A 26,824-nucleotide genomic window follows, 5' to 3' on the forward strand; every position below is an offset into this window, starting at 1 on the left:
ATGAGTCACCTGGATTTCACATTGAGCCTTATCGACAAGCTGACGCGGCCGCTTAAAACGGCCCAGTCTTCGCTGTCGGGTTTTGCTGAAAAATCGCAGGCGTCATTTACGAAAATCGGCATCGGTGCTGCCGCCGTCTGGGGTGTTGCTCAATCCATCGCGGGCGTGGTTGGCCCGGCCTACGAAATGAACGCCGCGCTAAATGAAGTCGGATCCAAAGGCGTGGCCGGGGATGCGCTGAAAAAGCTGTCCAGTGAGGCGCTTAAATTCAGTATGCGTTACGGCAAGGGCGCGGTTGATGTCGTCAATTCAAGCTATGCGATGAAAGGCGCAATGGCCGGGCTGTCGGATATGGATTTACCCCGCGTCACTATCGCTGCCAACACGCTGGCCGCAGGTGTTAAGGCGACCGGCGAGGAAGCGGGCGAATATATCGGCGCGATGGCATCCCGGTTTAATGCGGAGCTGTCCAGCCTGGGGCACGTCCAGTTTGCCGAACAGCTGGCCGGTAAAACGGCGTACATGGTGCAAAACTTCGGCGTGAAAATGCAGACCATGCAGGAGCTGATCGAGGGCACCAAAAACGCCGGGGCCGATTTTGGCGTAAGCATGGATGAACAATTCGCGGTACTGGGCACGCTTTCGCGCACCCTGGGCACCGAGTCCAGCGGCATTTACGAGCAGTTTTTGAGAAGCGCCCCCGCCGCAGCTGAAAAGCTGGGGATGAGTTTTGTTGATGCCAGCGGAAAAATGCTGCCAATGGGCGACATTCTCCAGAAGCTGCAAAACAAATACGGCGCCAGCATTGAAGGGAACGTCAAAGCCCAGCAGGCGCTGGACGCGGCGTTCGGCGGCGGTGCGGATGTCATTAAAAAACTATACGGCCAGCAAAACGCACTAAATCGCAGCATCACCGAGCTGGGGCGCAATGACGGTATGAAACGGGCCCAGGAAATGGCCGAACGTATGGCCGCGCCGTGGGAACGTATCAAGGCGACTTTCTACGCGATGCGCGTCGCCCTGGGCAACACGCTGATCCCGATTCTTACGCCGATGATGAATAAAGCCGCCGCTGTTGGGGCCACGTTTGCCCGCTGGCTGGAAATGTTCCCGAATATCGCCCGCGTGCTGGGTTATGTGGTGCTGGCGGTGTTGTCTCTTGGCCTGGCTGGCGCGGCGACAAATATCGTTATGGGCGTGTTTGGCTTCGTGATGGTGGGATTAACCGCGATTGTTAAATCGGCATCGGTCGTTATGTGGCTTTACGGTAAGGCTTCCATGTTCGCCGGTGTGGCAATGCAAATCCTGACCAGCCCGATCACCCTGATTATTGCCGCGCTGGCGTTGCTGGCCGTGGGGATCTGGTATGTCGTCACCCACTGGGAAGAACTGACCACGGCGCTGATGAATACGGACGCTTTCGCCTGGGTGATGGACGTCGCCAAACAGGTGGGCGAGGTGTTTAACGAGGTATGGAAATCAATCACCGCAGGCTTTACCACGGCTTACAACTGGATTGTTGAGAAGCTAAACAAGTTGCCGGGCGTCAATATCGAAGTCAAAGCCGATATCCCGCAGCCGGTGACCGCACCGAATGCAGCTGCAGCACCGCCAAAAATGACCGGGCCGTCACTGCTGACCGGTAACCAGCCAAGCGCCGACATCCCACGCGGCGGGCTGATGAGTCAGATTAAATCTGACAGTAAAACCGTAGTGGATAGCCGTAAAACGTGGGGCGATACCTACATCAACGCCCCGAATGGAATCACCCCGGCCCAGCTGGCCGAATGGCAGGAGCTTAACGCCGGATGAGTACCGAACTGAAATACATCGACCTGTTGATCACTGACGGCGATTTCACGCTGGACAGTGGCAACGAGCCGCAGCGCTGCAACAACCGGGACAGCATCGCGCAAGACATCATCCACAGCATTCTGGAAAGCGGCATTGCAACCCGTCTGATCGGGGAGCGTAGCCCGACGATGCGCGGTGACGTGCTGACCCAGCTGTCATTACTGGTGGAAAGCGACGAACGTCTGATCCCTGGGACAATTTATATCACCGAAGAAAGTATTGAACGGCTGTATGTGACGGCTGAAACCTACGATTTCGGCAGCATTGAAACGGGGGTTAACTATGACTGAGAAGCCGACCGTTGATTTTGAGCAGGTGTTGAATGATAGCGGGATGCCGTCAACGGAAGCCGAAATCACCGCCGTGTTTAAAAGTACCGTACAGGCCGAAGGGTTTGTCACCAATACGTCGCGGATGTCACCTTTCTGGCGGCTGATTTCGAAAATAGTCACCACGCCAGTGTTATGGCTGCGTGCCGCGCTGATCGACGTGGTGCTGCGCAATATGTTTGTGGCGACGGCGTCCGGGGCTATGCTGCGCTTGCTGGCGTGGGCGGTGAATATCGAGGCCAAACCGGCGAGCGCTGCCGGTGGCGTGCTGCGATTCATTAAGGTGAATTCGGCTGACGCGGTCGTCGTTCCTGCCGGTACGCTGGTACAAACCGAGCGCATTAACGGCACGGTGTATGCCTTATCGGTCAGTGAGGACACGACCATCGCCGCAGGCGTTGAAAGCGCATTAATCCCCGTCACGGCGACGGGCACCGGCACCGGCTACAACCTTGCGCCCGGTTATTACCGGATCATGCCGGTCGCGGTGGACGGTATCACCAGCGCCGTTAACGAAGACGACTGGCTAATCACGCCGGGGCCGATGAGGAAACCGACGACGAACTGCGCGACCGCACGCGCAACCAGTTTAATCTGGTTGGCAGCTATCACACTGACGCTATCTACCGCAGCATGATTTCGGGCGTTGTCGGGCTGAGTATCGATCGCATTTTCTTTTTGCACGATGCGCCGCGCGGGCCAGGCACCGCAAACGCTTATTTGCTGCTGGATAGTGGGGAAGCGTCACAGCCCTTTATTGATACGGTGAATGACTATATCACCGGCCAGGGGCACCACGGCCACGGCGATGATTTGCAGTGTTACGCCATGCCGGAGACGCGTCACAGTCTGGCGGTGACCGTGTATGTCGAAAGTATGGACAACCTGGGCGACGAGGCCGTCACCAGGTTGCAGGCTGATATTGCTAACCTGATCCGTTGCGCGTTTCGTGAGAACGCCAATTACGACGTAAAAAAGACATGGCCTTACTCGCGTTTCTCATTTTCAAATCTGGGACGTGAAATTCACAAAACCTTTGTTGATGTGGATTCGCTGGCCTTTTCGCTGTCGGACATTATCAGCGACCTGACGATCCCCCGTCTGGATGCGCTGGCGGTGGAGATTAAAAACACCCTGGACGAAGGGGGCGAAAATGTCTGATTTCCTCCAGAAGCTGGCCGGGCTGAAACTGCCGTCATGGATGGATAAAGGCGACCCGGCGCGACTATTACGGGCGTGCGTGAAATTCTGGTCGCAGGTTTACGAGTGGGTAACCTGGCCGTTAAGGCAATTTGACCCGTTGACCTGCGCCGAGCCGATTCTGAGCCTCATCGCCTGGGAACGTGATATGACCCGTTTCAATGGCGAGCCGCTGGAGCTTTACCGCAAGCGGGTGAGTTACGCGTTTATTAACGCCCAGCAGGCTGGGGAAATTGCCGGGTTTATTGCCATATTCGCCCGGCTGGGTATTGGCAAAGTCGAATTGCTGGAACGACAAGACGCGGAAGACTGGGACGTTATTGTCGCCCGCGTGACCGATAGCCAGATTGCAGATAATAGTGATTTGCTTCTGGAGATAATCCGCAAGTATGGCCGAACGTGTCGCCGATATCGTTTTGAGGTTATTACGAGCAAAACAATAACCATCGGCGTGGGATGGTATGACGGCGAATATATTTGTTATCCCGCCGCGCTTGCCCCAGAGAATAAAGATTCAAACGAAACATACAGCGCAAAGATTTAGAGGTTTATTTATGTCACAGGTTGCTATTACAAAAGCATTTCAGGACTGGAAAGCGCAGCAGGCGATCGATAATACTCCCGTTACGCTGGATGAATTTGTCTTCGCTTATATTCCGGGGCTGGATATTACAAAGCCGGTTGATGTTACGGAAGCATTACCCGCAGCAGATAAGATTGTACATCGGCAGGAAGTCAGTAAGGCGGGCATTATTAATGACAACGCCGTTAGTTATTCGGTAACCATTGGCACGGATGTCGGCGATTTTGATTTTAACTGGATCGGTCTGGTGAATAGTGAGTCCGGCGTGCTGGCGATGGTTATTCATGCGCCAACCCAGCGGAAAATTAAAAACGCTGCCGGTCAACAAGGCAACGTCCTGGTACGTTCCATGATGATGGAATACACCGGCGCGAAAGCGGCGACCGCAATCACCACGCCTGCCGAAACCTGGCAGATCGATTTTACCGCCCGCCTGGCTGGCATTGATGAGCGCAAGCGCGTTGAAAATGTCGATTTGTACGGCGACGCCGCGTTCTTTGGCAACGGCTGGCTGGTTGCTCGCCAGGGTGAGCAATATTTCGTGACCCAGGGCGCGGGTTATGTTGCCGGGCTGCGTGCGGATCTGCCTGAGAATGTAGATATTGAGGTAACAGGCCCGGTAAAGGTCTGGCTGGATGTCTGCTGGGCGGGAACGCTGACCAGCGTCTGGGGCATTCAATGCAAAATCACGGTTGCGGATGCGCTGGAGAATTACCAGCAGGACGGCCGGCCGCATTATGTGTATGCGATAGCCAGCGTTGACGAAGACGGCAACATCACTGACCTGCGCCCGAAGGGGCTAAATGATGATCTGGGGTTGGGTGAGCTGGCCGCGATGGATATCAATGATGTGCTGCCGGTTGGCATCCCGCAGCCCTGGCCGACTGACACGCCGCCAAAAAAATGGGCGTTGATGTTGGGGCAGACATTTGACCCGGTCGTTTATCCGCTGCTGGGTGCGGCCTATCCTGACGGCATTCTCCCGGATATGCGTAGCCAGACTATCAAGGGCCGCCCGGATGGGCGCGATGTGCTGTCATACGAGGAAGACGGCAACAAAAAGCACGGTCATGGTGCAACGATTTCTGAGACTGACCTGGGCACAAAGTTAACGCAAGAATTTGATTATGGTTCAAAGACAACCACGGAGAACGGCGATCACGATCATAGGTTGACGGCAAGCGTGTTGACGACCATTTCGAACAGCAAGCATGCATCGGGCGGGGGATCCGGGGTATGGACTGGAGGTCTTGCCACTACTGTAGCGGGGTTGCACCCTCACGTCGTGTATATCGGCGCCCATGCTCACATTGTGGAGCTTGGCCCGCACGGGCATGAAATCTTTATTGAAGAAAGCGGGAACGAAGAAACCACCGTTAAAAACATCGCATTTAACTACATCGTGAGGCTGGCATAATGTCATTCAAAATGAGCGCTACAGTACAATTAATTAAAGTGTTTAATCTGCGTGCGGATACAAAAGAATTCATCGGCACAAGTGATGCCTATATTCAGCCGTTTACGGGGTTACCTGCTAATTCTACCGATATTGAGCCGCCCGCGTGCCCGGCTGACAGTGTGGCAATTTTTGATTTAAATAAAAAAGAATGGAGCATTCAGGAAAATCACCGTGGGCAAACGGTATATGATACCGAAACCGGCCAGCCTGTTTATATCAGTAAGCCGGGAGCGCTGCCAGAAAATACAACAACCATTCCATACCCCGGCGAATTTTATGTCTGGAATGGTAAAACGTGGAAACTGGATGAAAAGGCATCCCATGCCGCAGCGGTCGCAAGCGCTGAGGCACAAAAAGAGTTTTTAATTAATGCCGCGCAGGAATCTATTTCGGTATTGCAAACTAAATTATTAATGGGCCGCCAGTTAACTGACGAAGAAAAAGATAAAGTAAATAAAACGCTGGATTATATCGACGAGGTTACAGCCGTAATCACGGATTCAGCGCCTGATATTGAATGGCCGGAGATTAAATAAAATGTGGCGTGATGCCCGTCTCGCGTTTTCTGATTCTATGTCAGCGATGAATTGCTCAATTATTCCCGCGCATCCGTGGGTTTATGGACTGGGCCAGCTTAATGATTCAGGCGGCTACTTAAGCCCGGCCAACGCGCTGGGGTATCTGGCGGGCAAGCTGGCAACCAGTGGCGGGAATGGCGATGTGATCGTCATGATGATTGCCGAAAACACCCACGACATTTTTATGACGGCATTAAAAGAGCTGGCAACGGTATTCCCCGCGCCCGCGTTTACCCAGATTAGCCGCATGGCTGCCGCCGCTGCTGAGTTGAGCGCCGTAAAAATGCAGCTGCCGGTAAAAGTTGATGCCCTGCCGGTCGCCGTGCCGTTGTCCGTTTCAACCAGCCGCCTGGCCGTCAATGCGCAGCGCATTGCCGCCGCGCAGCTGGAAGCCGCAACCGGCACAAATCCCGCAGAGCTGCAAAGCCAGGTTGCCGGGTTTATCAAAGAACGCGCCGCGCAGCTGGCTGCCCTGAGCGGGGCAATGGATGAGTTGAAACAGGCCAGCGCCAAAGTATGGGCCTTTAATTACAGCGGCAACCACACTGCCGCAGCGCTGGAGCTGCTTAAAGGATTCCCGCAGACAACCGCCGTGCATACAGCGGCAATGATGTTTATTGGCGATTCGCTTTCTGACTTACAAGGAATGATCCATGACCCAGACAGCATTACTCGCGCTTGATGGTGAGGGCATCCCGATGCAAAACATGCTCGTTTCGCCGTCGATGCAATTTCAGGAGAAAGACATGTCCGGGCAGACATCGAGCACGGCCAATGCTGAACAGGGCATAAAAGCCAAAGAGCTGCGCGTCTCCGGGCTGGTCACCTTCGACGACGAAGCCGTTTTACAACGCCTTTTCCAGCTGGCATCCGCAACGGCGGCAAGTGGTGAGCTTAAGGTTTACCGCGTCGCCAATGCGACGGCGACGGCTATCAATTTACGTGAGGCCACCTTTACCGGCCAGATTGATGCCGTCCCGCAGGAAGACCGCCTCGCCTGGCAGGTGAGTTTTACTTTACGGGAAAAAGGCAGCGTGCCGGAGAAACGGCAGGCGAGGAAGGGGAACGCCACGGCCAGCACAAAACAAACCGGCGCAAGCGGCGCGGGTGCTTCCGTATCTGCTGACGAGACGCCGGATAAAATGAGCTGGCTTGAAGAAAAAGTTTTGAAGCCTATTAACGACGCGCTGGGGTAAGCCATGAAACCGATTAAACGCCTTTTCTTATCCCGCGACCCGATCGAGATGGTGGATTGCAACATTGTGCTGGAGCTTAACGCGTGCGGGCGCGGATTTATCACAGCCAACACTGAGACGGATTACACCGGCAAAATGGTGCGCGTTGATGTGGGTTACGATGGGTTAGTCCTGCGCTGGTTTACGGGGTACGTCGAGCGATCGCAGCCTGCTGATAATGGTTCCTGCCGGTTGTTCGTGCGGGAGCTTATCGGCATTTTCGATAAAATGTGGCCGTGTTCTTTCCAGCACCCCACGTTACGCCAGATCACTGACTGGATATCGGAGCAAAGCGGGTTAACCGTTGCGCCGCCAGCTGGCGCAGCTTATGCCGATACACCCATTCCACACTTTACCCATAGCGGCACCGGTTACCAGCTGCTGGCGACGCTGGGCCGGGCGTTTTCCATTACGGATTATGTCTGGTATCAGATGCCGGACGGCGCAGTCTTTACGGGCGCGGCTGAGCATAGTTTATTTGCAGGCAAGCCGGTGGAGATCCCGCCAGAGTTTAGCCAGTCAACGGGCGGCGGCAATTCCATGACCGTGCCAATGATCCAGAGCTTGCGCCCCGGCGTGGAGGTCAACGGCCAGCGGTTAAATCAGGTTCGGTTAAATAACGACGATATGGCAATCACCTGGCAGCCACGCAACAAAGCCACCGGCCAGCCGTTGCAGAAATCGACATTTCAGCGCCAGGCCGAAAGCGCCTACCCGGAACTGGCATCCGGTTTACACCTGCCGAAACTCGCCATGGTTGTGGCGCATAGCGAAGACGTATCAAGCGGTAACATCGCCGACCCGTTTCGCCCGCGCTACGCCGTCGATCTGCAATTGCTGGATGATGACGGAAACCCGGCAGCCAACACGCCGGTTTATTCTGCCGTGCCGCTGCCGGTGCCAATGGCGGGCAGTGAGTCGGGTATGTTTCAATTCCCGCCGTCTGGCACGCAGGTGGAGATCGGTTTTGTTGGCGGTCGCCAGGATAAACCCTTTATCCGTCAGATAATGGCCCAGGGTCACAGCCTGCCAGCGGTTAAGCCTGGCGAGCAGTTGCAGCAACAACGCGATGGCGTTTCGCAGCGGGTGACGGTGGCCGGTGACTGGGAACGCCAGACAGATCAGGTTATCCGCGAAAACTCCATGACACGCGAAGTTACCGCCGACGATGAAAAGCGCACGCTGGTTGCGCGTGAAACCACTATCCAGGCCACGGATAAAACCACCGTGTTGGGCACGGCCACACTGATGGCCGGGGCGGTTGTTCACATCGCCGAGGGGGATTACAGCGTCGGCACGTCTGGCGGTCTGACGTTGAGCTGCAGCAAGGACAATTCTGTCAGTGTTGGCCGGAACGTAAACCGCGAGGTTGGCGGCAACCTGGACGACAACATCAAAGGGGCTGCCGTTGTTAACGTGGGCAAATCGCTTACAGAGAAAATTACCGGCATTCGCCGCAGCGTCGCCCAGGCGCAGGAGTTAATCGCGCCAGTGGTAAAACTGGGTAGTGAAGATATTAACGTCCTGACGCTGTTAACCGATACGCTGGACGTGGTCAGCGAGCTGGCGAAGGTCTGCGCCTCGCATACGCACCCAAGCGTCGGCGCACCAACCCAGGCCGACCAGTTCACCAGCGCGGCCACTAAAACCGGCACGTTAAAGGAAAAATACAGTCCTCTCATTGCCTGACGGAAACCCCCACGCCGCCAGACCTCACAGAACGCCACACAGCACGCGCAAAAGTACAAGGTCGACACCGTTCGGCCTTTTTTGCGTTCGTTCAACCACGCCCCGCACGCGCAGCGACAGAATGCAGACGGAAGCGGATCCGAGACGGAAACGGCGCTACACCGCACCCGCCTGCGCTATTTGGATCTAAAAAATTTTGCAAAAGAATTTTTGCGCAAAGCGACCCGCCAGCCCGCGCCACTGCTGGGCGTTTGTGGTCTGCTGGCTTTTGCACGCAACGCAAGGGATTGCGACACTTTGCAAAAAGCGCTACGGCCAGCGCGGCTAACTGATTGGATAAGTTAATGTTTTTAAAAGGATCGTTTTACTTTCCGTCACGATCATAACGGCGCGGCGCAACTGGCTGGAAGTCTGGCCGATAATTGGTGACGCCTTGCGGGGCGCGGGCTGTCGGGGAGTTTGTCCGGTTTGAAGTTTTGCAAAGTAGTGCGCGGGTTTGTTAAAAGGATCTAGTCATGTGTCTGGGTTTAATTGGGCGGCGAAAGGTATAATCAATACATGAAAAAACCCTGCCGAATGGACAGGGTTTTGTTTGATGTGGTCAATGCGTGGACACTGAGAGAAATAAATCCTTTTATTTCAATGTATTATATTCTAAAAAAAAAGCCCCATCGGGGGAGATGGGGCAAAAATAACTCATTGATTATGGAATGTTCTGTTCTCTGGTCAGTTGAGAACGAGGCTACTTTACGTCGCAAAAGTGTAGCTAAAATGAAGAAATTATGGAGTTTAAAGCTAAACTCCCGTGGAGATTAAGGACGGCTTATGTCAAATCGTATGGCTTTATTGTTACCTATTTTACTGGCTGGTTGCGCCAAACAGACCGTCCCAGATGCACCGACGCCACCGCAGGTGGGTATGGCGAATCCTGCTGCGGTTTACTGCCAAGAGAAGGGCGGGACAAGCATTCCGCAGATGAATGCTCAGGGGCAATTTAGCCTTTGTAAGTTACCCAACGGCGAAACGATCGAAGAATGGGCGCTGTGGCGTCGCGATCATCCGCAGAAAAAATGACAGTGACTGCGGCTTTGCGTAAACTAGCGCCTCTAGGATAAATCTGATTAACGAGAGTCGTATGTTTTCGCTAAAGCCGGGGACCACTGCCATTATCATTGGTGCCCGTACTGTTATTGGCCGCGGCAATATTGGTAAGAGCGTTGAGTTGTTTGCGCTGATTAACCCCGGAGAGCGTTGCTTGAATCCCGTCAATGGCGTCATGACGGAGCTAGATGCTGATGCGCCGCGCGCGTTGTGGCTAGTGACCGGCGATGTCACTACAGGCGAAGGGCAACACGGTTTCGCGTTTGTACGCGCCGAGTATCTGTTGCCGTTAACGCCCGATGCGCTGCCGACGGAAGAACGTACTGCGCTTGTGGAATAATGCGACGTCAGAAGACGTCGCTAGGGTGTTATAGATTTTTCAGCCAGTCGGCGAGCACGCGTGCGTGATTTTGCACGGTGTTGGTGGTGGCGTAAATCAGCGTTAGCCCTTGCGTGTTGGCAATCATTGCTAAACGCTGCCCCTCGTCGCGATGGTGCGAAAGCTCTTCGCGGTAATGCTGGCAGAACGTTGGAAAATCGATGACTTCTCCATGATAGGCTCTGCGAAGCTCGGCTGAAGGGGTCAAATCTTTGCACCATTCATCGTAGACAAGGTTTTCCTTTTTGATGCCGCGCGGCCAGAGTCTATCGACTAAAACGCGATAACCATCATCGGGTGCTGCGTCTTCATAAACGCGTTTACACTGGATCATATCCTTCCTCCCTTTATCCTTTTTTGACCATACCACAAAGAATGGCGGGGTTCGCTATCCGGGTGTTGCTATTGGCAGCGTAGATCGCTAGTCTGAGGCTCCTTATGCCGTTCGTTAATGTCTGCACATAAGGACTCTCATGGAAAACGCTGCTGTCACTCCCTCCCTTCGTATTGCCTTGGTTGGCGACTACAATGCCGATGTGCTTGCGCATCAGGCGATTCCCCTCGCCCTTGATGACGCTGCGGCGGTGCTTGAACTTACCGTTAAGTACCAGTGGTTAGCCACTGAAGATATCAAGAGCGCTGAAGATTTATCCGGCTACGATGCGCTTTGGTTGGTGCCTGCTAGCCCGTATCGCAATACCGAAGGCGCGCTGATGGCGGTACGCTACGCGCGGGAAAATAGCCTGCCGTTCCTCGGCACCTGCGGCGGTTTCCAACACGCGATTATTGAATACGCCCGCAATGTGATGGGTTGGGAAGATGCTGCACACGCGGAAACCGATAAAGAAGGGCGGATGGTGATAGCACCGTTAACCTGCTCGCTGGTGGAAAAAACGGACGCCATCGAGCTGCGAGCGAATACGCTGATTGCGCGCGCCTACGGTCGTGACACAATTGAAGAAGGCTACCACTGCAACTACGGTATTTCCCCTGACTTTGCCGCTGAACTGGATACCCAGCCGCTGCGGGTCACCGGCTGGGATGACAACGGCGATATTCGTGCGGTGGAGTTGGTGACTCATCCATTCTTTGTGGCGACGCTATTCCAGCATGAACGCAATGCGTTGGCTGGACGTCCAGCACCTTTGGTGCAGGCGTTCCTGTACGCCGCCGCGCGGTAATCTCAAACGCTAGATGCCTGATGGCGGGATATGAATCACGCCATCAGCGATTACCATCGCTCCAATTAGCCGGCGTTAATTTCCCGGTCACGTCCCGCTAACCCGCCAAATACAGCCATCACCAGCGCAATGACCGCTAATGAGACCAGCGAAATATGCCATGTGCCGCTGACATCATGCATTTTTCCCATTAACGGCGGCCCGCATGCCGCCAGCAAATAGCCGACCGCCTGTGCCATACCGGAAAGTGCGGCGGCCTGGTGTGCGGAACTGGCACGCAGCCCGATAAAGGTCAGCCCGAGGATCATCGTGGCGCCTGAGCCAAAACCGAATATCACTGTCCAAGCCACCGCCTGAGCGGGCAGCAGAATGTAGCCGAGGGCACTGACGGCGCACATCAGCGCGGCGGTAATTGCAATTCCACGCTGATCTTTGACGCGCAGCAGAATAATCGGGACGATAAAGCCGGGGACTGCCGTCGCTAACTGCAGCAGGCCATGCAGAGAGCCTGCCTGCGCTTCGCTATAACCTTGGCTAATGAGAATGGCCGGGAGCCAGCCGATAATGACGTAATAGACCAACGAGTTTAACCCGAGGAACAACGTCACCTGCCAGGCCAGCGCCGACCGCCAAATCCCGCGATTATGTGCTGCTCCGCTGCCGGAGATCGCAGTTGTCTGCGTCGATCGCCACTGCGGTAGCCAGAATACCAGCGCCAGTAGCGGAAATGCCATCAGCGCCAGCAATGCGCCGCGCCAGCCAAAACCACTCAGCGCAATCGGTACAACCAGCGCGGAACCCAGCGCGGCCGCGGCACCCATGGTCACCGAGTACGCGCCGGTAAATTTAGCGACATGGTTTGAGAAATCTCGCTTAATTAGGCCCGGTAGGAGAACGTTGCCGAGGGCAATGCCGCAGCCAATCACCGCGGTTCCTGCGAACATGAGCAGCACTGAGGGAAGCGAGCGGATTGCGATCCCTGCGCAAATCAGCAGCATGGCGATAAACAGGCTTCGCTCCATCCCTAAACGGCGAGCGACCCCGGCGGCAAGGGGAGAAATAAGGCCAAATGCCAGCAAGGGTAATGTCGTCAACAGCCCAGTCTGCGCGGTTGTCAGTCCGTATTCGGCGCGAATAGCATCCAGAAGCGGTGCTGCACCGGTGAAAGTGACGCGCAGCGTCGAGGCAATCAGTAAAATACCAATAATCAGCATCCAGCGTTGGCTGGAAGAAGGAGATGTGCGAGACATAGTCTTCTCAACAAAAAAATGGGATGACTACAATACCTGCTTTGGCCTGCATTGAAATCAAGCTAAAATGACAGATTATCGCTAAATTCGGACAAAAACATGTTAGGACTGGGTTTAGATGGCTACCACCCGGATAGCCATCAGGATGCAGCCGTGGCTTTCGGTATTCAGGTGGTTCAGGGAGAGCAGTACATCCCAGAGCATCAGCACCGCAAGGGGCAGTTAATATTGGCGCTGCACGGGGCCATCACCTGCGAAGTCGAAAATGCGCTGTGGATGGTGCCTCCGCAGTTTGCGGTGTGGGTGCCCGGTGAGGTGCCGCACAGCAACCGCGCAACCCCGCAGGCGGAATTGTGCTTTTTGTTTATTGAACCCGGTGCGGCAAAAATGCCCGCGCATTGCTGCACGTTGAAAATCTCACCGTTGGTTCGTGAGCTGATATTAGCGCTGGCCCAGCGAGATGAAGCGGCGCGTCAGACGGCAGAAACGCAGCGCCTCATCCAGGTGTTGTTTGATGAACTTCCACAGCAGCCGGAACAGCAGCTACAGCTACCGGTCTCGGCGCATCCTAAAATTCGCTTAATGGTGGAGATGATGGAAGCCGAACCCGCGCAATGGCAAACGCTGAGCCAGTGGGCCAGTCGATTTGCGATGAGCGAACGTAACCTTGCGCGACTGGTGGTCAGGGAGACCGGGCTGAACTTCCGTCGCTGGCGGCACCAGTTGCAATTGATTCTTGCTCTACAAATGCTGGTGCGCGGGCTTAACGTCCAACAGGTTGCGCTATCGCTGGGTTATGATTCCACTACCGCGTTTATCACTATGTTTCGCAAGGGGCTGGGACAAACGCCGGGGCGCTATCTGGCAGCCCTCACTACGACTTCCCAATAAGCAGAGATACCAGCCCTGCGGCGATGAGCGGCCCCACCGGGACGCCGCGAAACAGCGCCACGCCGAGTACGGTGCCGATCAACAGACCGGCCACCAGATGCGGCTGGCTGCCCATTAACGTCACGCCGCGCCCGCCAAGCCATGAGACAAACACCCCCACGCCGATTGCCACCAATGACTTCCAGTTAGCGAATGAGTGCAGCAACGTGCTGGCAGGCAGCGTGCCGCTGGCGATAGGCGCCATCACGCTGATGGTCAGGATGATGATGCCAATGCTTAGCCCCTGTTTTTCAACCCAAGGGAAAAAAGTGCTGAGCGGGGTAACGCGGATAATAATGAGCACTAGAATGGATACGGCGACGGTAGTGTTATGGCTGACAAAGCCAAGTGCCGCCAAACCAAGAAGGATTAGCAGAGTGGTATCGAGCATAAAATGGAAATCCTTGCCAAAAAGAGAAAAAGTAGCCTGCTTACTGTACGCAAAACGCGTAGTGTAAACAGGCTTTTTTCAATATTTTTAGAGGATTTCAGGCATTTGCCTGATTAACTCGCTTACCGCCACGATTCATCAACGGCTATTGCAGATAAACAGTGGAATCGTCTCCGGTCGTGCTGATGTGACTAGTCCTGACGACGGAAGGCGACCTGTTCAGGCTTGGCGATACGCAGGTAGTCTTGGGTGTTGAGGATAACCGATCTTTCAAGGCTGCCGGCGTTGAAGGCAATCTCAGCAAAATTCTCAAACAGCAGCGGATCGGCCACCAGCTTCAGCGAGTGGTGAAAACTAAACGGTGGGATGGCGCCAAAAACGCAGGCGGTCAGAGCTTCAACTTCAGCCGGACTGGCAAGCGATGCCCGCAAACCGCAGAGATGCTGGGCGAGGCGTGAAAGATCGGCTTGTTGGTCAGCGGCCAAGACCGCCAGCACGTGTTGATTCACGCCGTTGCCTTTCACTTTACACACCAGTGCTTTTGCTCCTTGGCCGAGCGCAGTGCCGCGTATTTCCGATATGGCTTCGCATTTCCCCACGGCCTCGTGCGACACCACGCGGTAGCGCGCCTGATGACTGTCGAGCAATGCTAATAGCTGCTGGTGGATATCGGATGTTATCGGTTCAATCATGTCATTCTCCGGTGATGGTGAGGCATCAGCTCTTTTTATCTTGGTAAAGTCGCTGATCGGCGATTTTCATGGCCTCATCAAGCGTGTCGCCAGAGCGCATCTTATAGGCCCCCCACGAGAAGCTCACGCGGTTATTGGTATCGATTTGCTGCAGATTTTGTTGAATGCGCTCGACAATCACTCGGCCTTCGTCTTCTTCGTAGTCGACGAGAATAATGCAAAACTCGTCGCCGCCGAGACGCACACCGTAGTCACTTTTGCGAATAGTGGCTGAAATGGCTCGGGCCAGCATGATGATGGCGCGGTCGCCCTCATCGTGACCCCACGTGTCGTTGATGTACTTGAGCTTATCGCAGTCCAGCGCGATAACCACAATGCCGACACCCTGCTCGGTCAGACGCTGCAAGCGCATACTCTGCACCGTGGAGAGTATCTTGCGGTTATACAACCCGGTTAGTCCATCACTGATGTTTTCTTTGCTGACTGTCCGATAAAGACGGAAATGGGTGCGCACCAAATGCAGTACAGCGAGGGTCGTCACCAGATAAAACAGAAACAGCTTCCACGAACTCAGTAGGAAATACATCACATCGAGTGACACTTCAACCTGCATATTTTCCGCTAGCGGCCGGGAATAGTGAACGTAGCTCAGCAGGTGCGACGCGCTGCGGTGCACCTCGATATGGGCGTTGGTATCTAAATCGGTAAAGGTTATATCAAGGTAGCGCCAGACTAGCGGCCGATCGCGGGTATTAAAAATATCGTGCATATCCTGGCGAGAAAGGTCAACCATGACGATGCCTTTGAGCTGCTCTTGTTTATAGACCGGCGTCAGGAACGTTAAAATATTCTTTCGAGTGAAAGTATCGATGTAAATGCTGGAGACTACGGTGCGCCCGAGAAATAAATTTTCGAGGCTGCCAGGAGAAATACCAAGACGGCTTCCATAGAGGAAATTCCAGCTGGTTAATGACGGATCGTTAATAATAACGGGTGAATTGAAATAAACATATTGATTCATTAAATCAATATAGTAACGAAAATGTTTATTTGGCCGTGGCTCATTAGGTAAAACCGGCTTCCAGACCGTCATATTGGCGATGGCCGCATCAAATGCTTCCAGTGCCGGAAGATCGTTCACCCACTGGTTGCAGGGTTTATTACCAACGGAAAGTGAACCATGTAGCGGTGAATAGCCCTTGCCGTCGATATTAAGGCCGCTGACCTTACCGCGGTGCTGCACGCTCGCGCAGGCCCGGGCCACCGCGGCGGCGGAAGGGCGGTCGTCCATCTTTCTTGCAAACTGCGAAATAATCAGTTGATTCTGATATTTATCATAGAGAAAAGCTGATTCGCCTTTGTCGACAATATATTTCATATAGTCAGACATATCACGATGAGTGGCGATTAACTCATAGATAAGAAACGATGAGGTAAGTATCAACACGCCACCGGAGATGACAAAGCGGAGTATTTTATTCTGAAGTTTCATGATTAAACGGTTTGCTCTTTCTTTTCAGAAACAATTTTATCACGCGGTGAATGGTATCTCTAGCAATGCAGTAGTGGAATAAATATTTTTGATAGAATAATTCTCATTTTCTTTGCCGCCCATAGGCGTATCCATTTCCATGGGATCGTTCCCTGCATCCTTTTTAAGTTCATATCACCGCAATATCTGCAATAGAAATATATTTAAACATCACTATTGCGACCTTAACATATTCAGAGCAGGATAATCATTCATTCACTGGTTCCTGTGTCGAATGTTTAACTAGGTTTGCGCCAAATGCCCAGCTAATCAGTCTATTTCTTTGACAAAATAAAGCGTTTTTCGAAAGAGTTTTAACATGCAGAAAACATATATTGCATTGCTGATCCAATCGGCAATGTTTACTGGCGCCTTTTCGGCTCCTGCCAGCGCCGCAGTCTGTCAATCAGCGTCAAATAATGTGCAATGTGGCGGAGGTGGAACGCTGCTACAGAAAATCGGTGAGGGGCGTAACACCAGCAATGCAACGGTTTCTGTAGATGCCAATACGGTGCTTAATGGTGGTAACGCTCCGGCAATCAGCCTTAATGACGGCAACGTGGTTAACGTTAGCGGTACGGTAGAAAATGCGGCGCAGGCGGGTTCTGTCGGCTTGCTGAATGCGGGTGCAAACACCATTGAAGTGGTTTCTAACAGCCAGATTACCGTGACTCCAAGTGGCGTTGTCATGTCGAATGGCCGCGTGAATAACGCCGAAGCTGTTAACGTTATGGGCTTTGGTAACACCATAATTAATCGCGGTCACATTCAAACTAACGGTAATGCTGCTGCCCTCTGGTTCCAGGATGATGAACGCAGTTACGGCGCGCCAACGGTACGCAACCGGGTGGAAAACTTTGGCGTGATTGCCCGAGGCACCAGTGAAACCGGTACGGCACCAGTATTTGGCACCAGCTCCACCACCGGCGGTGCGGGTATCGTGTTTGTCAATCATCCGGACAGTAAAGTTGTTGGCAGCCTGTCCTTTGGCCGCGGTAATGATGATCTGGAGTTTTACAGCAACTCGTTAGTCACCGGTAATATCAACGGTGGCGGGGGCGTCAATAATCTGACGCTAAACGGTTCGCTTAACTCGCAGGACCGGCTGCGGGGGGATATCTCCAACTTCAGTACTCTCACCAAGGATGGCGAGGGCCGCTGGGATATCTCGGGTACGTTAAACGGGTTCACCATTGTCAGCGTGGATCAGGGAACACTGGGATTATCAGGCGACAATAGCGGCTATAACGGCCAATTGGTGATTAATCCGCAGGGCAATAATGATGCGGCCGCAACCGTAGAGGCGCCGGCACGCAGCCTTCCGACGCGAAGTGGAAACAATCTCAATAATGTTATCGATAATGGCATTCTGCGGCTGACTCAGGATAAAAACGAAAACTACGCGGGCCAGATAACGGGCAGCGGACAGGTCGTAAAAACCGGTGACGGGACGCTGACTTTGCAGCCTGATGCGCCGGCAGGCAATCAGTGGCGCGGTGGTACGACCATCAATCAGGGCGCTATTGCGGTAAGCAAAGAGAGTTCATTAGGTGATGCCAGCAGTGCAATAACTTTTGACGGTGGTGGCCTAAGGTTCAATGACAATCTTGACCTTGCCGCGAGCCGCCCATTAACGGTGACTGACCGCAACGGTTTTATTGATACCCAAGCTCATAGCGCCACCCTTGCTCAGGCGATTCAGGGCAGCGGAAATCTGGCTAAACGCGGCGAGGGCATACTCGATCTTACTGGTCACAGCAAGGATAGCTGGCAGGCTACGGTTGAACAAGGCGTGCTGAACGTCGATGGGAGTGTGGCTGGAGATACGACGGTTCAGTCCGGTGCACAGCTTTCAGGCAGCGGAAGTGCGGGTAATACCCTCTTGCAACAGGGCGCGATGCTTGTCGTGGGCAGCGCCGCTGAGCAGTCCACGGGATCGGGCCGATTCACCGTCAACGGTGGGCTACAAAATAATGGCACCATCCAACTCTACCGGCAAAATGACTCCTCGCTCACCAACCGACTGCAGGTGAATGGGGATTATGTCGGCGGCGAGGGCAGTATACTGCGGATGAACACGCTGCTGGCGGGCGACAAATCGCCGTCAGACTTACTGGCCATAACCGGCAATACCAGTGGTTCTACCGGGGTGGCAATCAATAACGTCGGCGGGCAGGGTGAAAAAGCGCTGAACGGTATTAAGGTTATTGAAGTCCTGGGCCGGTCCGCTAGCAACGCCTTTTATCAAAGCGGCCGCATCACCGCCGGGGCGTATGATTATTTCCTCACTCAAAAAGGGAAAAACTGGTATTTGACCAACCATGTCGATCCTAAGACCACGGTGCCGAGTGATCCCGAAGGGCCGAAGGCCTATCGTCCGGAAGTCGGCGCTTATCTCGCCAACCTGCAAGCAGCCAATACGTTATTTACATTGACCTTAGATGATCGCGAGGGGGGGACGGAATACTTCGACCCTATCAGCGGTGAGATGAAGAAAACGGCTATGTGGCTACGGCAGGAAGGGGGGCATAATCGTTTCTCATCCGGCAATGATCAGCTTAAAACTCAGTCTAATCGCTATGTGGCACAGCTGGGCGGCGAATTGGTCAACGGCAGTTTTACCGGTGACGACCGCTGGGATGCCGGGGTGATGGCGGGTTATGCCAACCAGCAAGCCAACACCCGTTCACACCTGACGGGCTATCGCGCAGACTCACAGATTGAGGGTTACAGTGCCGGTGGTTACCTCACGTGGTTCGAAAATGCCCAGCGCAAAACCGGCTGGTATGTTGATAGCTGGGCGCTGTACAACTGGTTTAACAATGACCTCACGGGCTCCGGTCAGCCAAGCGAGTCTTGGAAAAGCCATGGTATAACGGCTTCACTTGAGACCGGCCACATTAGCCAGCTGGCACAATATGCACGCACGGCGGTGTATATTCAGCCGCAGGCGCAGGTTATTTGGATGGGTGTTAAAAACAACGGCTCTCTCGTCGAGAACAATGGCACTACCGTGCAGGACGTGAATAGCGGCAACATTCAAACGCGCCTCGGTGTCCGCCTGTATCTGAAAGGCCACTCGCATCTAGACGATGACCAACAGCGCGAATTTAAACCGTATATTGAGGCCAACTGGCTGCATAACAGTGAAAACTTTGGTGTCAGAATGAATGGCGAAACGGTTTCAGTTGATGGTGCGCGTAACATCGCGCAGTTAAAACTGGGCATGCAGGGGCAGCTTACGCCGTCGCTGAATCTCTGGGGCGGTACCGCCGTGCAGGTGGGGGATAACAGCTACAGCGATGCTTCGGTCATGCTCGGGGTTAAATATCGTTTCTGACGGTCTGAGTTAGGAAGTGAGTTGGTAAAAAAAATCAGCCGGTTATTTAAGATGCCCGGCTGATTTTTTATAAGTCAGTCCTTAATCGTTGAACCCTGCTTATGAAACAGCTCGCGGAACACCGGGTAGATATCATCCTGATCGCGAATATGCTGAATCGCAAAGTTATCAAAAGTCTGCTGAAGGTGTTCGTACTCACGCCAAAGGGTTTGATGTGCCCGGCGGGTGATTTCAATGTAGCTGTAATAGCGCACCACCGGTAATATTTTCTTCGCCAGAATTTCATGGCACAGCGGCGAATCATCGGCCCAGTTATCGCCATCCGAAGCCTGCGCCGCATAAATGTTCCACTGCGCAGAGTCATAGCGTTCTTTCACCACTTCATCCATCAGCTTCAGCGCGCTGGAAACAATGGTGCCGCCGGTCTCCTGCGAATAGAAGAACTCATGCTCGTCGACCTCTTTGGCCTGGGTGTGGTGGCGAATATAGACCACCTCGACGTTTTTATAGGTCCGGCTCAAGAATAGATAGAGCAGGATATAAAAGCGCTTGGCCATGTCTTTGGTTGACTGATCCATCGAACCGGAAACGTCCATCAGGCAGAACATCACCGCCTGGCTGGAAGGCTCCGCACGTTTTTCGTAGTTTCTGTAGCGTAAGTCAAAGGTGTCAATAAACGGCACACGGTCGATTTTAGCCCGTAACTCGGCTATCTCTTTGCGTAACCGCTCCTCTTCCAGTAGCTGTGCCGGTTCGCTTTTAGCGACTTCGTCCAGCGTTTCCTCCAGCGCATGCAGTTCTCGGCGTTTACCTGCGGTCATTGCCGTCCGACGAGCAAGCGAGTTTTGCAGTGAACGGACTACGCTAATATTGGCCGGCACGCCGTTGGCGGTGTAGCCGGAGCGATGAGTTTTATACTCCGTTATCTGACGTTGCTGGTTGCGTCTAAGGTTTGGCAACGCCAAGTCTTCAAACAACAGATCCAAATATTCATCTTTGGAGATCTGGAAAACAAATTCGTCCTGGCCTTCGCCATCGGCACTTGCTTGCCCCTGGCCGCTACCGCCGCCACCGCCGCCGCCCTGAGGACGTTCAATACGATCGTTTTGGACAAAATGGTCATTACCGGGGTGTACCCGGTGACGTAACCCGCCGCGCCCCTGATGGAACATCGGCTCGCTGATATCATCCGTCGAAATAGAAACGGATTCTCCGCTGTCGACGTCGGTAACCGAACGTTTGTTGATGGCTTCGGCGATCGACTGTTTAATTTGCGCTTTATAACGACGCAAGAAGCGCTGGCGGTTAACCGCGCTTTTGTTTTTGCCGTTCAGACGCCGGTCAATGAACCAGGTCATAAGCCCTCCTGAACTGCTTTGCCAACTTACCGCGTCTGTTGATGCCGGATGGCGCTCCGCTTATCCGGCCTACAGGCTGGTTATTGTGGTGAGCCCGGCGAGCATAAGTGCTACCGGGCTTCACCGTTATGATGATTTACGGACACGCAGATACCATTCACACAACAGGCGAACCTGTTTGCGGGTGTAGCCTTTTTCCATCATCCGATCGACGAAGTCGTCGTGTTTTTTCTGCTCATCGGTTGAGGTTTTAGCGTTAAACGAAATCACCGGCAGCAGCTCTTCGGTGTTGGAGAACATTTTCTTCTCGATAACCGTGCGCAGCTTCTCATAGCTCGTCCAGTTCGGGTTGCGGCCGTTGTTGTGGGCACGGGCGCGCAGCACAAAGTTGACGATCTCGTTGCGGAAGTCTTTCGGGTTGCTGATCCCGGCAGGCTTCTCGATTTTTTCCAGCTCGGCGTTCAGAGATTCACGGTCGAACAGCTGACCGGTATCCGGATCGCGATACTCTTGATCCTGAATCCAGAAGTCGGCATAGGTTACGTAGCGGTCAAAAATATTCTGACCGTACTCTGAGTAGGATTCCAGATAGGCGGTCTGGATCTCTTTGCCGATAAACTCGGCGTATTTCGGGATCAGATAGCCTTTGAGGAATTCAAGATAACGTTCCGATTGTTCCTGCGGGAACTGCTCGCGTTCAATCTGCTGCTCCAGCACGTAGAAAAGATGTACCGGGTTCGCCGCCACTTCGGCGTGATCGAAGTTGAAGACGCGGGACAGGATTTTGAAGGCAAAACGGGTAGAAAGACCGTTCATCCCCTCATCTACACCGGCGTAGTCGCGATATTCTTGGTACGACTTGGCTTTCGGATCGGTGTCTTTGAGGCTCTCACCGTCGTAGACACGCATTTTGGAGTAGATGCTGGAGTTCTCTGGCTCTTTCAAACGCGACAGAATAGAGAAGCGTGACAGCGTTTCCAGTGTGCCTGGTGCGCATGGCGCATGGGTCAGTTCACTGTTGTTGAGCAGTTTTTCGTAAATCTTCATCTCTTCAGAGATGCGCAGGCAATAAGGCACCTTGACGATATAAACACGGTCAAGGAACGCCTCGTTGTTCTTATTATTGCGGAAGGTCACCCACTCAGATTCGTTAGAGTGCGCCAGAATGATGCCGTTAAACGGCAGGGCGGAGATCCCTTCGGTACCGTTATAGTTGCCTTCCTGCGTGGCGGTCAGCAGTGGATGCAGCACCTTGATAGGGGCTTTAAACATCTCAACGAATTCCATAATCCCTTGGTTTGCCCGGCACAGTGCGCCGGAATAGCCGTAGGCATCAGGATCGTTTTGCGCGAAGTGCTCAAGCTTACGGATATCGACTTTACCGACCAGCGCGGAGATATCCTGGTTGTTCTCATCGCCAGGTTCGGTTTTCGCAATCGCTATCTGCTGCAAAATGGACGGCCAGACTTTGACCACTCGGAACTTGGTAATATCACCGCCAAACTCATGCAGACGCTTCGCTGCCCACGGCGACATGATGGTGCCCAGATAGCGAGTCGGAATGCCAAACTCTTTATCCAAAATCTGCGCATCTTCCTGCGGATTAAACAGGCATAGCGGATGATCGTTGACCGGGCTGCGTTCACCGTTAGCGCTGAGCACGTAAATCGGCACGCGCTGCATCAGCGATTTCAGTCGTTCGGCCAGCGATGATTTACCACCACCCACCGGGCCGAGCAAATAGAGGATCTGTTTCTTCTCTTCAAGTCCCTGGGCGGCGTGTTTCAGGTAGGAAACAATCTGTTCAATGGCTTCTTCCATGCCGTAGAACTCTTCGAACGCGGGGTAGCGCCCAATGACTCGGTTTGAAAAGAGACGGGAAAGCCGTGGTTCTTGGGCCGTATCAACCATTATCGGCTCGCCAATAGCCGTTAATAGCCGTTCCGCCGCGTTAGCATAGGCACTGCGATCTTGCTTACATACGGCGAGAAACTCCTGCAGTGTGAACTCTTCGTCCTTGGCAGCTTCATAGCGCTGGCGATAGTGATCGAATATATTCATGGCATGCCGTCCTTTCATTTTTTTAGCACAGGTTAAGAGCCATTGGTATGAATAGTGTGGGCTCCCGGAAGGGGTAAGCTGAGCGACGCTCACTGTTTTTCCCAGCAACCCGTGTGCCAGATTGTTGGACAGTAAGGTTAACGTGCGCGGCAATGACACCTTCTAAAAATAAGCGTAGATGGCATTTGCAAAACTTGCATGGCGATAAAAACGAATTTCAATGACATATCAATAACTCATCAAATAATACGCCATTAAATCTTTTAATCTTTTTTATGCTTTCATATAGCTGTCACGTATTTGCAAGCGTACTGCCATCCCTGGCGGAGAAAATGGCCGGTCATACTTTGCCATTAAAAGTAAAAAGTTTGTGATACGGCAGTGTGGGAGGTAAACTTCTGCCGCTGATACGTTGAATAAAAAGGAATTACGGATTGTGAATCGAATCAAACTTCTCGCTCTCGGGGTACTGATCGCCACTTCTGCAACTGCTGCACAGGCGGAAAGCAAGCTCACGCTGGGCGCAGGCGTGGGGATTGTGGAACATCCATACAAACAGTACGACCACGATGTCTATCCTGTACCCGTTATCAACTATGAAGGGGATAACTTCTGGTTCCGTGGTCTGGGCGGCGGCTACTATCTGTGGAACGACGGTACCGACCAGCTCTCGGTGATGGGGTACTGGTCTCCGACGTACTTCAAGCCTGGCGACAGCGACAACAGCCAACTGCGTAGACTTGATAAGCGTAAATCTACCGTGATGGCAGGTGTATCCTGGATGCACCACACGCAATATGGTTCGCTGCGTACCGCGTTGTCTGGTGATGTGCTCGATAACAGCAACGGTATCGTGTGGGACACGGCTTGGGTATATCGCTATACCAACGGCGGCCTGACCTTAACGCCGGGCATTGGCGTCGAGTGGAACAGCGAAAACCAGAACCAGTACTATTACGGCGTATCCCATCGTGAAGCCGCACGCAGCGGCCTGCGCAGCTACGATCCAAGCAACAGTTGGAACCCGTATCTGGAAATGAGCGCCAACTACCGCTTTGCGGGTAACTGGAGCGTCTACGGCACTGCACGTTATACCCGTCTGTCTGATGAAATCACCGACAGCCCAATGGTTGATAAGAGCTGGAGCGGTCTGTTGTCCACCGGCGTGACCTATACCTTCTAAAGCTCACTGGGAGTCTAAGGCCAAGCGTCTGACTTCCTGAACGAGATAAAGACGCACTGTCGTCGCGCCTCATAACGGAGCACTGCACCGTTATGAGGCTTTTTATTAAAGTGCGGGTTTCAACCGCATGACCTCGCTAGGTTTCTGCTTCTCTCTCGACCCCACCATGGTTATTCCTTCCGGCATTGTGATGTCCAATATCTGTATTTAGATTTAAAGGGCTTATTGATGTGGGTCTAAAGAAAGCTGTCGGGTAATCACGTATTACCCGACAGAGAACGCAGGGGAGAGGATTAGCGTTTTACAACACGAATGGTCTGGCTCAGGCGTGCAGGTTTTTCTGCCGTTGCTTTTTGTGGAGCGCTGGCGCAAGCGGTTTCGACGCAGACGAAGGTTTTGTAACCGTCATCTGGCATATCGCCCATGCTGACCGACAGCGCGGGACCTGGGTTCCAGCCGACGACGTTGACGTGGTGATGGTGCACGACATCAATCGCCCGGTTCAGTGAGCTATCGTGGATAATGCTACAGGCTTCTGGATTGAGGTAAACGCGGTCGGTACGATCTGGGAAGGTCTGTACGCCGTCGCTCAGTTCGCCAATCTCAGCGTTCTGCACTTTATCGATATAACGGTCGCCAAGGCCGCTTACTTTCACTGCGTGGATATCACCTACGTTGAAATAGGTGTGCAGCGCGGTGGTCGTTTCGAATTCGCCGTGTGCTTCCAGCTCCATTTCGCAGGTTTTACCCAGCTTGAAACGGGCCAGCAGGCTGAATTCGTGCGGCCAATACTGACGCGTTGCGTCGCTGCTTTTCAACTCAAAAGTCAGCACCACACCGTTATCGTCTTCGTTATGCGCTTTCAGTTCCCACGGCAGGTTACGGGCAAAGCCGTGTGCCGGGAAACCAGGCTGCGCCGCCGGGCCGAACCACGGCCAGCAAATTGGCACGCCGCCACGTAGTGCAATGCCGTTTTTGAACGGCGTGTTATTACTGAGCCACAATACCTCTTCTTCACCAGCCGGTTTCCAGGAGAGCAGGTGTGCGCCCTGGAAGGCGATGGAGGCTTTTACTTTTGGGTGGTCGATAACGAGAACCGCAAGCTCATCAAGCTGGCGACGAGAGAGTACAGGGGTAAGCTGTTCAAGAACCGGAAGAGCGAAAATTTTGTTAATCATGCTGCAATCCTTGGTGTTTAAAACATAGCCATAAAAAAAGGCGACCGAGGTCGCCTTTTTGGATCAGATTCTCATCTCAACTTATTTGGAGATGTGAGCGATCAGGTCCAGAACTTTGTGAGAGTAGCCAGTTTCGTTGTCATACCAAGAAACCAGTTTCACGAAGTTGTCGTTCAGAGCGATACCTGCTTTAGCATCGAATACGGAAGTGCAGATTTCACCGTTGAAATCGGTAGAAACTACGTCGTCTTCGGTGTAGCCCAGAACGCCTTTCATTGCGCCTTCGGAAGCAGCTTTCAGTGCTTTCTTAATTTCTTCATAAGAAGCAGCTTTTTCCAGACGAACGGTCAGGTCAACAACGGATACGTTCGGAGTAGGAACGCGGAACGCCATACCAGTCAGTTTGCCATTCAGTTCTGGCAGTACTTTACCTACTGCTTTAGCAGCACCGGTAGAGGATGGGATGATGTTCTGGGATGCGCCGCGGCCGCCGCGCCAGTCTTTGTGAGATGGGCCATCAACGGTTTTCTGAGTAGCGGTGGTCGCGTGAACAGTGGTCATCAGACCTTCGACGATGCCGAAGTTGTCGTTGATAACTTTTGCCAGCGGTGCCAGGCAGTTGGTGGTGCAAGATGCGTTAGAAACGATATCCTGGCCAGCATATTTTTCGAAGTTAGCGCCTTTAACGAACATAGGCGTGTTGTCTTTGGAAGGACCAGTCAGAACAACTTTTTTCGCGCCAGCAGTGATGTGCTTACGAGCGGTTTCGTCAGTCAGGAACAGACCAGTTGCTTCAGCAACAACGTCAACACCGACTTCGTTCCACTTCAGGTTAGCTGGGTCACGCTCAGCGGTAACACGGATTTTTTTACCGTTAACGACCAGATGACCGTCTTTCACTTCAACGGTACCGTTGAAACGGCCGTGAGTGGAGTCATATTTCAGCATGTAAGCCATGTATTCAGCGTCTAACAGATCGTTGATTGCAACAATCTCGATGTCAGAACGTTCCTGAGCAGCACGGAAAACAATGCGACCGATACGGCCAAAACCGTTGATACCTACTTTGATAGTCATATATTCCACCAGCTATTTGTTAGTGAATAAAAGGTTGCCTGTAAAATTACAAAAACCTTACGCAGCGTCAAGCGGAATCGTGTCAATCATTGCGACAAATCAATCTGCTGCCTAAGCTTTGCTCGAATGACCTGCCTCACTCTTCCTGTGAGCCTGAAACCACATGAGGGCGGCGCCGGGGATTTTAAAGGGCGCAGAAGATAAAAATGTGACTTGGGTCACAATAACCCAGCTGCCTTTTCACG

The 26,824-nt window shown here is 53.3% G+C and carries 23 protein-coding genes and 1 pseudogene; 15 read left to right on the forward strand and 9 right to left on the reverse strand.

Features of this window, described 5'->3' with window-relative positions; genetic code table 11:
• From AB4K05_RS07185 to AB4K05_RS07235, 11 genes and pseudogenes are all read left to right on the forward strand, one after another.
• Positions 1-1,812, forward strand: a complete 1,812-nt coding sequence (locus tag AB4K05_RS07185; RefSeq protein ID WP_368479303.1) for a phage tail tape measure protein — start codon at positions 1-3, stop codon at positions 1,810-1,812.
• A complete protein-coding gene (locus tag AB4K05_RS07190; RefSeq protein ID WP_368479304.1) occupies positions 1,809-2,144 on the forward strand; it encodes a DUF2590 family protein in 336 nt (111 codons plus the stop codon). The genes AB4K05_RS07185 and AB4K05_RS07190 overlap by 4 nt, the downstream gene beginning before the upstream one ends.
• A pseudogene (locus tag AB4K05_RS07195) lies at positions 2,137-3,344 on the forward strand (baseplate J/gp47 family protein). The gene AB4K05_RS07190 and the pseudogene AB4K05_RS07195 overlap by 8 nt, the downstream one beginning before the upstream one ends.
• Entirely contained in the window at positions 3,337-3,927 is a 591-nt protein-coding gene (locus tag AB4K05_RS07200) for a phage tail protein (RefSeq protein WP_368479305.1), read from the forward strand. The pseudogene AB4K05_RS07195 and the gene AB4K05_RS07200 overlap by 8 nt, the downstream one beginning before the upstream one ends.
• Before the next feature lie 10 nt (positions 3,928-3,937).
• Entirely contained in the window at positions 3,938-5,383 is a 1,446-nt protein-coding gene (locus tag AB4K05_RS07205) for a phage tail protein (RefSeq protein WP_368479306.1), read from the forward strand.
• Positions 5,383-5,961: a tail fiber assembly protein gene (locus AB4K05_RS07210; protein WP_368479307.1), complete on the forward strand. Its 579-nt coding sequence runs from the start codon at positions 5,383-5,385 to the stop codon at positions 5,959-5,961. The genes AB4K05_RS07205 and AB4K05_RS07210 overlap by 1 nt, the downstream gene beginning before the upstream one ends.
• 1 nt (position 5,962) lies before the next feature.
• Positions 5,963-6,685, forward strand: a complete 723-nt coding sequence (locus AB4K05_RS07215) for a hypothetical protein (RefSeq protein ID WP_368479308.1) — start codon at positions 5,963-5,965, stop codon at positions 6,683-6,685.
• Entirely contained in the window at positions 6,657-7,199 is a 543-nt protein-coding gene (locus AB4K05_RS07220) for a hypothetical protein (RefSeq protein WP_368479309.1), read from the forward strand. The genes AB4K05_RS07215 and AB4K05_RS07220 overlap by 29 nt, the downstream gene beginning before the upstream one ends.
• Positions 7,200-7,202: 3 nt before the next feature.
• Positions 7,203-8,927, forward strand: coding sequence for a hypothetical protein (locus tag AB4K05_RS07225; protein ID WP_368479310.1), 1,725 nt, complete (start codon positions 7,203-7,205; stop codon positions 8,925-8,927).
• Positions 8,928-9,752: 825 nt separating this feature from the next.
• The gene (locus AB4K05_RS07230; protein WP_368479311.1) at positions 9,753-10,001 is read left to right on the forward strand and encodes a DUF333 domain-containing protein; all 249 of its coding nucleotides are present in this window, start codon (positions 9,753-9,755) and stop codon (positions 9,999-10,001) included.
• A gap of 61 nt (positions 10,002-10,062) precedes the next feature.
• Positions 10,063-10,368: a hypothetical protein gene (locus AB4K05_RS07235; RefSeq protein WP_368479312.1), complete on the forward strand. Its 306-nt coding sequence runs from the start codon at positions 10,063-10,065 to the stop codon at positions 10,366-10,368.
• 28 nt (positions 10,369-10,396) lie between these two features.
• Here AB4K05_RS07235 and AB4K05_RS07240 read toward each other — a convergent pair whose 3' ends face one another.
• Entirely contained in the window at positions 10,397-10,741 is a 345-nt protein-coding gene (locus AB4K05_RS07240) for a DUF488 domain-containing protein (RefSeq protein WP_368479313.1), read from the reverse strand.
• A 139-nt stretch (positions 10,742-10,880) separates the two neighbouring features.
• On the opposite strand from AB4K05_RS07240, the gene AB4K05_RS07245 reads away from it, so the two are divergent.
• The gene (locus tag AB4K05_RS07245) at positions 10,881-11,588 is read left to right on the forward strand and encodes a CTP synthase (RefSeq protein ID WP_368479314.1); all 708 of its coding nucleotides are present in this window, start codon (positions 10,881-10,883) and stop codon (positions 11,586-11,588) included.
• Between the two features lie 65 nt (positions 11,589-11,653).
• Here AB4K05_RS07245 and AB4K05_RS07250 read toward each other — a convergent pair whose 3' ends face one another.
• Positions 11,654-12,838 carry a CynX/NimT family MFS transporter gene (locus AB4K05_RS07250; protein ID WP_368479315.1) on the reverse strand — a complete coding sequence of 395 codons (1,185 nt, stop codon included), beginning with the start codon at positions 12,836-12,838 and terminating at the stop codon, positions 11,654-11,656.
• A gap of 99 nt (positions 12,839-12,937) precedes the next feature.
• Here AB4K05_RS07250 and AB4K05_RS07255 point away from each other — a divergent pair, with 99 nt between their 5' ends.
• The gene (locus AB4K05_RS07255; protein WP_368479316.1) at positions 12,938-13,729 is read left to right on the forward strand and encodes a helix-turn-helix transcriptional regulator; all 792 of its coding nucleotides are present in this window, start codon (positions 12,938-12,940) and stop codon (positions 13,727-13,729) included.
• Here AB4K05_RS07255 and AB4K05_RS07260 read toward each other — a convergent pair.
• The 3 genes from AB4K05_RS07260 to dgcJ all read right to left on the reverse strand — a co-directional run bounded on the left by AB4K05_RS07260 (position 13,713) and on the right by dgcJ (position 16,343).
• Entirely contained in the window at positions 13,713-14,159 is a 447-nt protein-coding gene (locus AB4K05_RS07260) for a DUF441 domain-containing protein (protein WP_368479317.1), read from the reverse strand. The genes AB4K05_RS07255 and AB4K05_RS07260 overlap by 17 nt on opposite strands.
• Positions 14,160-14,350: 191 nt before the next feature.
• The gene (locus AB4K05_RS07265) at positions 14,351-14,851 is read right to left on the reverse strand and encodes a YbaK/prolyl-tRNA synthetase associated domain-containing protein (protein WP_368479318.1); all 501 of its coding nucleotides are present in this window, start codon (positions 14,849-14,851) and stop codon (positions 14,351-14,353) included.
• A 25-nt stretch (positions 14,852-14,876) separates the two neighbouring features.
• Positions 14,877-16,343: a diguanylate cyclase DgcJ gene (dgcJ, locus tag AB4K05_RS07270; protein WP_368479319.1), complete on the reverse strand. Its 1,467-nt coding sequence runs from the start codon at positions 16,341-16,343 to the stop codon at positions 14,877-14,879.
• A 358-nt stretch (positions 16,344-16,701) separates the two neighbouring features.
• Between dgcJ and AB4K05_RS07275 the strand changes: the two genes are divergently transcribed.
• Complete coding sequence (locus AB4K05_RS07275; RefSeq protein ID WP_368479320.1) at positions 16,702-19,722, forward strand: autotransporter outer membrane beta-barrel domain-containing protein; 3,021 nt, start codon at positions 16,702-16,704, stop codon at positions 19,720-19,722.
• A gap of 74 nt (positions 19,723-19,796) precedes the next feature.
• Here AB4K05_RS07275 and AB4K05_RS07280 read toward each other — a convergent pair whose 3' ends face one another.
• A complete protein-coding gene (locus AB4K05_RS07280) occupies positions 19,797-21,080 on the reverse strand; it encodes a YeaH/YhbH family protein (protein ID WP_368479321.1) in 1,284 nt (427 codons plus the stop codon).
• 126 nt (positions 21,081-21,206) lie between these two features.
• Positions 21,207-23,141, reverse strand: a complete 1,935-nt coding sequence (yeaG, locus tag AB4K05_RS07285) for a protein kinase YeaG (RefSeq protein ID WP_368479322.1) — start codon at positions 23,139-23,141, stop codon at positions 21,207-21,209.
• 436 nt (positions 23,142-23,577) lie between these two features.
• Here yeaG and AB4K05_RS07290 point away from each other — a divergent pair, with 436 nt between their 5' ends.
• Positions 23,578-24,324, forward strand: coding sequence for a MipA/OmpV family protein (locus AB4K05_RS07290; protein WP_368479323.1), 747 nt, complete (start codon positions 23,578-23,580; stop codon positions 24,322-24,324).
• Between the two features lie 293 nt (positions 24,325-24,617).
• On the opposite strand, the gene AB4K05_RS07295 is transcribed toward AB4K05_RS07290, so the two are convergent.
• Both AB4K05_RS07295 and gapA read right to left on the reverse strand, forming a co-directional pair.
• Positions 24,618-25,502 (reverse strand): D-hexose-6-phosphate mutarotase, encoded by an 885-nt coding sequence (locus AB4K05_RS07295; protein ID WP_368479324.1) that lies wholly within the window; start codon positions 25,500-25,502, stop codon positions 24,618-24,620.
• A gap of 81 nt (positions 25,503-25,583) precedes the next feature.
• Positions 25,584-26,579: a glyceraldehyde-3-phosphate dehydrogenase gene (gapA, locus tag AB4K05_RS07300; RefSeq protein WP_368479325.1), complete on the reverse strand. Its 996-nt coding sequence runs from the start codon at positions 26,577-26,579 to the stop codon at positions 25,584-25,586.
• Positions 26,580-26,824: the final 245 nt, after the last annotated feature.

The organism is Kluyvera sp. STS39-E (assembly GCF_040932435.1).
Classification (GTDB): Bacteria; Pseudomonadota; Gammaproteobacteria; order Enterobacterales; family Enterobacteriaceae; genus Kluyvera.

Excerpts from the sequence above, each read along its gene's own strand:
- AB4K05_RS07185 (WP_368479303.1), top strand. The coding sequence starts at position 1 with ATGAGTCACCTGGATTTCACATTGAGCCTTATCGACAAGCTGACGCGG.
- AB4K05_RS07190 (WP_368479304.1), top strand. The coding sequence starts at position 1,809 with ATGAGTACCGAACTGAAATACATCGACCTGTTGATCACTGACGGCGAT.
- AB4K05_RS07200 (WP_368479305.1), top strand. The coding sequence starts at position 3,337 with ATGTCTGATTTCCTCCAGAAGCTGGCCGGGCTGAAACTGCCGTCATGG.
- AB4K05_RS07205 (WP_368479306.1), top strand. The coding sequence starts at position 3,938 with ATGTCACAGGTTGCTATTACAAAAGCATTTCAGGACTGGAAAGCGCAG.
- AB4K05_RS07210 (WP_368479307.1), top strand. The coding sequence starts at position 5,383 with ATGTCATTCAAAATGAGCGCTACAGTACAATTAATTAAAGTGTTTAAT.
- AB4K05_RS07215 (WP_368479308.1), top strand. The coding sequence starts at position 5,963 with ATGTGGCGTGATGCCCGTCTCGCGTTTTCTGATTCTATGTCAGCGATG.
- AB4K05_RS07220 (WP_368479309.1), top strand. The coding sequence starts at position 6,657 with ATGACCCAGACAGCATTACTCGCGCTTGATGGTGAGGGCATCCCGATG.
- AB4K05_RS07225 (WP_368479310.1), top strand. The coding sequence starts at position 7,203 with ATGAAACCGATTAAACGCCTTTTCTTATCCCGCGACCCGATCGAGATG.
- AB4K05_RS07230 (WP_368479311.1), top strand. The coding sequence starts at position 9,753 with ATGTCAAATCGTATGGCTTTATTGTTACCTATTTTACTGGCTGGTTGC.
- AB4K05_RS07235 (WP_368479312.1), top strand. The coding sequence starts at position 10,063 with ATGTTTTCGCTAAAGCCGGGGACCACTGCCATTATCATTGGTGCCCGT.
- AB4K05_RS07240 (WP_368479313.1), bottom strand. The coding sequence starts at position 10,741 with ATGATCCAGTGTAAACGCGTTTATGAAGACGCAGCACCCGATGATGGT.
- AB4K05_RS07245 (WP_368479314.1), top strand. The coding sequence starts at position 10,881 with ATGGAAAACGCTGCTGTCACTCCCTCCCTTCGTATTGCCTTGGTTGGC.
- AB4K05_RS07250 (WP_368479315.1), bottom strand. The coding sequence starts at position 12,838 with ATGTCTCGCACATCTCCTTCTTCCAGCCAACGCTGGATGCTGATTATT.
- AB4K05_RS07255 (WP_368479316.1), top strand. The coding sequence starts at position 12,938 with ATGTTAGGACTGGGTTTAGATGGCTACCACCCGGATAGCCATCAGGAT.
- AB4K05_RS07260 (WP_368479317.1), bottom strand. The coding sequence starts at position 14,159 with ATGCTCGATACCACTCTGCTAATCCTTCTTGGTTTGGCGGCACTTGGC.
- AB4K05_RS07265 (WP_368479318.1), bottom strand. The coding sequence starts at position 14,851 with ATGATTGAACCGATAACATCCGATATCCACCAGCAGCTATTAGCATTG.
- dgcJ (WP_368479319.1), bottom strand. The coding sequence starts at position 16,343 with ATGAAACTTCAGAATAAAATACTCCGCTTTGTCATCTCCGGTGGCGTG.
- AB4K05_RS07275 (WP_368479320.1), top strand. The coding sequence starts at position 16,702 with ATGCAGAAAACATATATTGCATTGCTGATCCAATCGGCAATGTTTACT.
- AB4K05_RS07280 (WP_368479321.1), bottom strand. The coding sequence starts at position 21,080 with ATGACCTGGTTCATTGACCGGCGTCTGAACGGCAAAAACAAAAGCGCG.
- yeaG (WP_368479322.1), bottom strand. The coding sequence starts at position 23,141 with ATGAATATATTCGATCACTATCGCCAGCGCTATGAAGCTGCCAAGGAC.
- AB4K05_RS07295 (WP_368479324.1), bottom strand. The coding sequence starts at position 25,502 with ATGATTAACAAAATTTTCGCTCTTCCGGTTCTTGAACAGCTTACCCCT.
- gapA (WP_368479325.1), bottom strand. The coding sequence starts at position 26,579 with ATGACTATCAAAGTAGGTATCAACGGTTTTGGCCGTATCGGTCGCATT.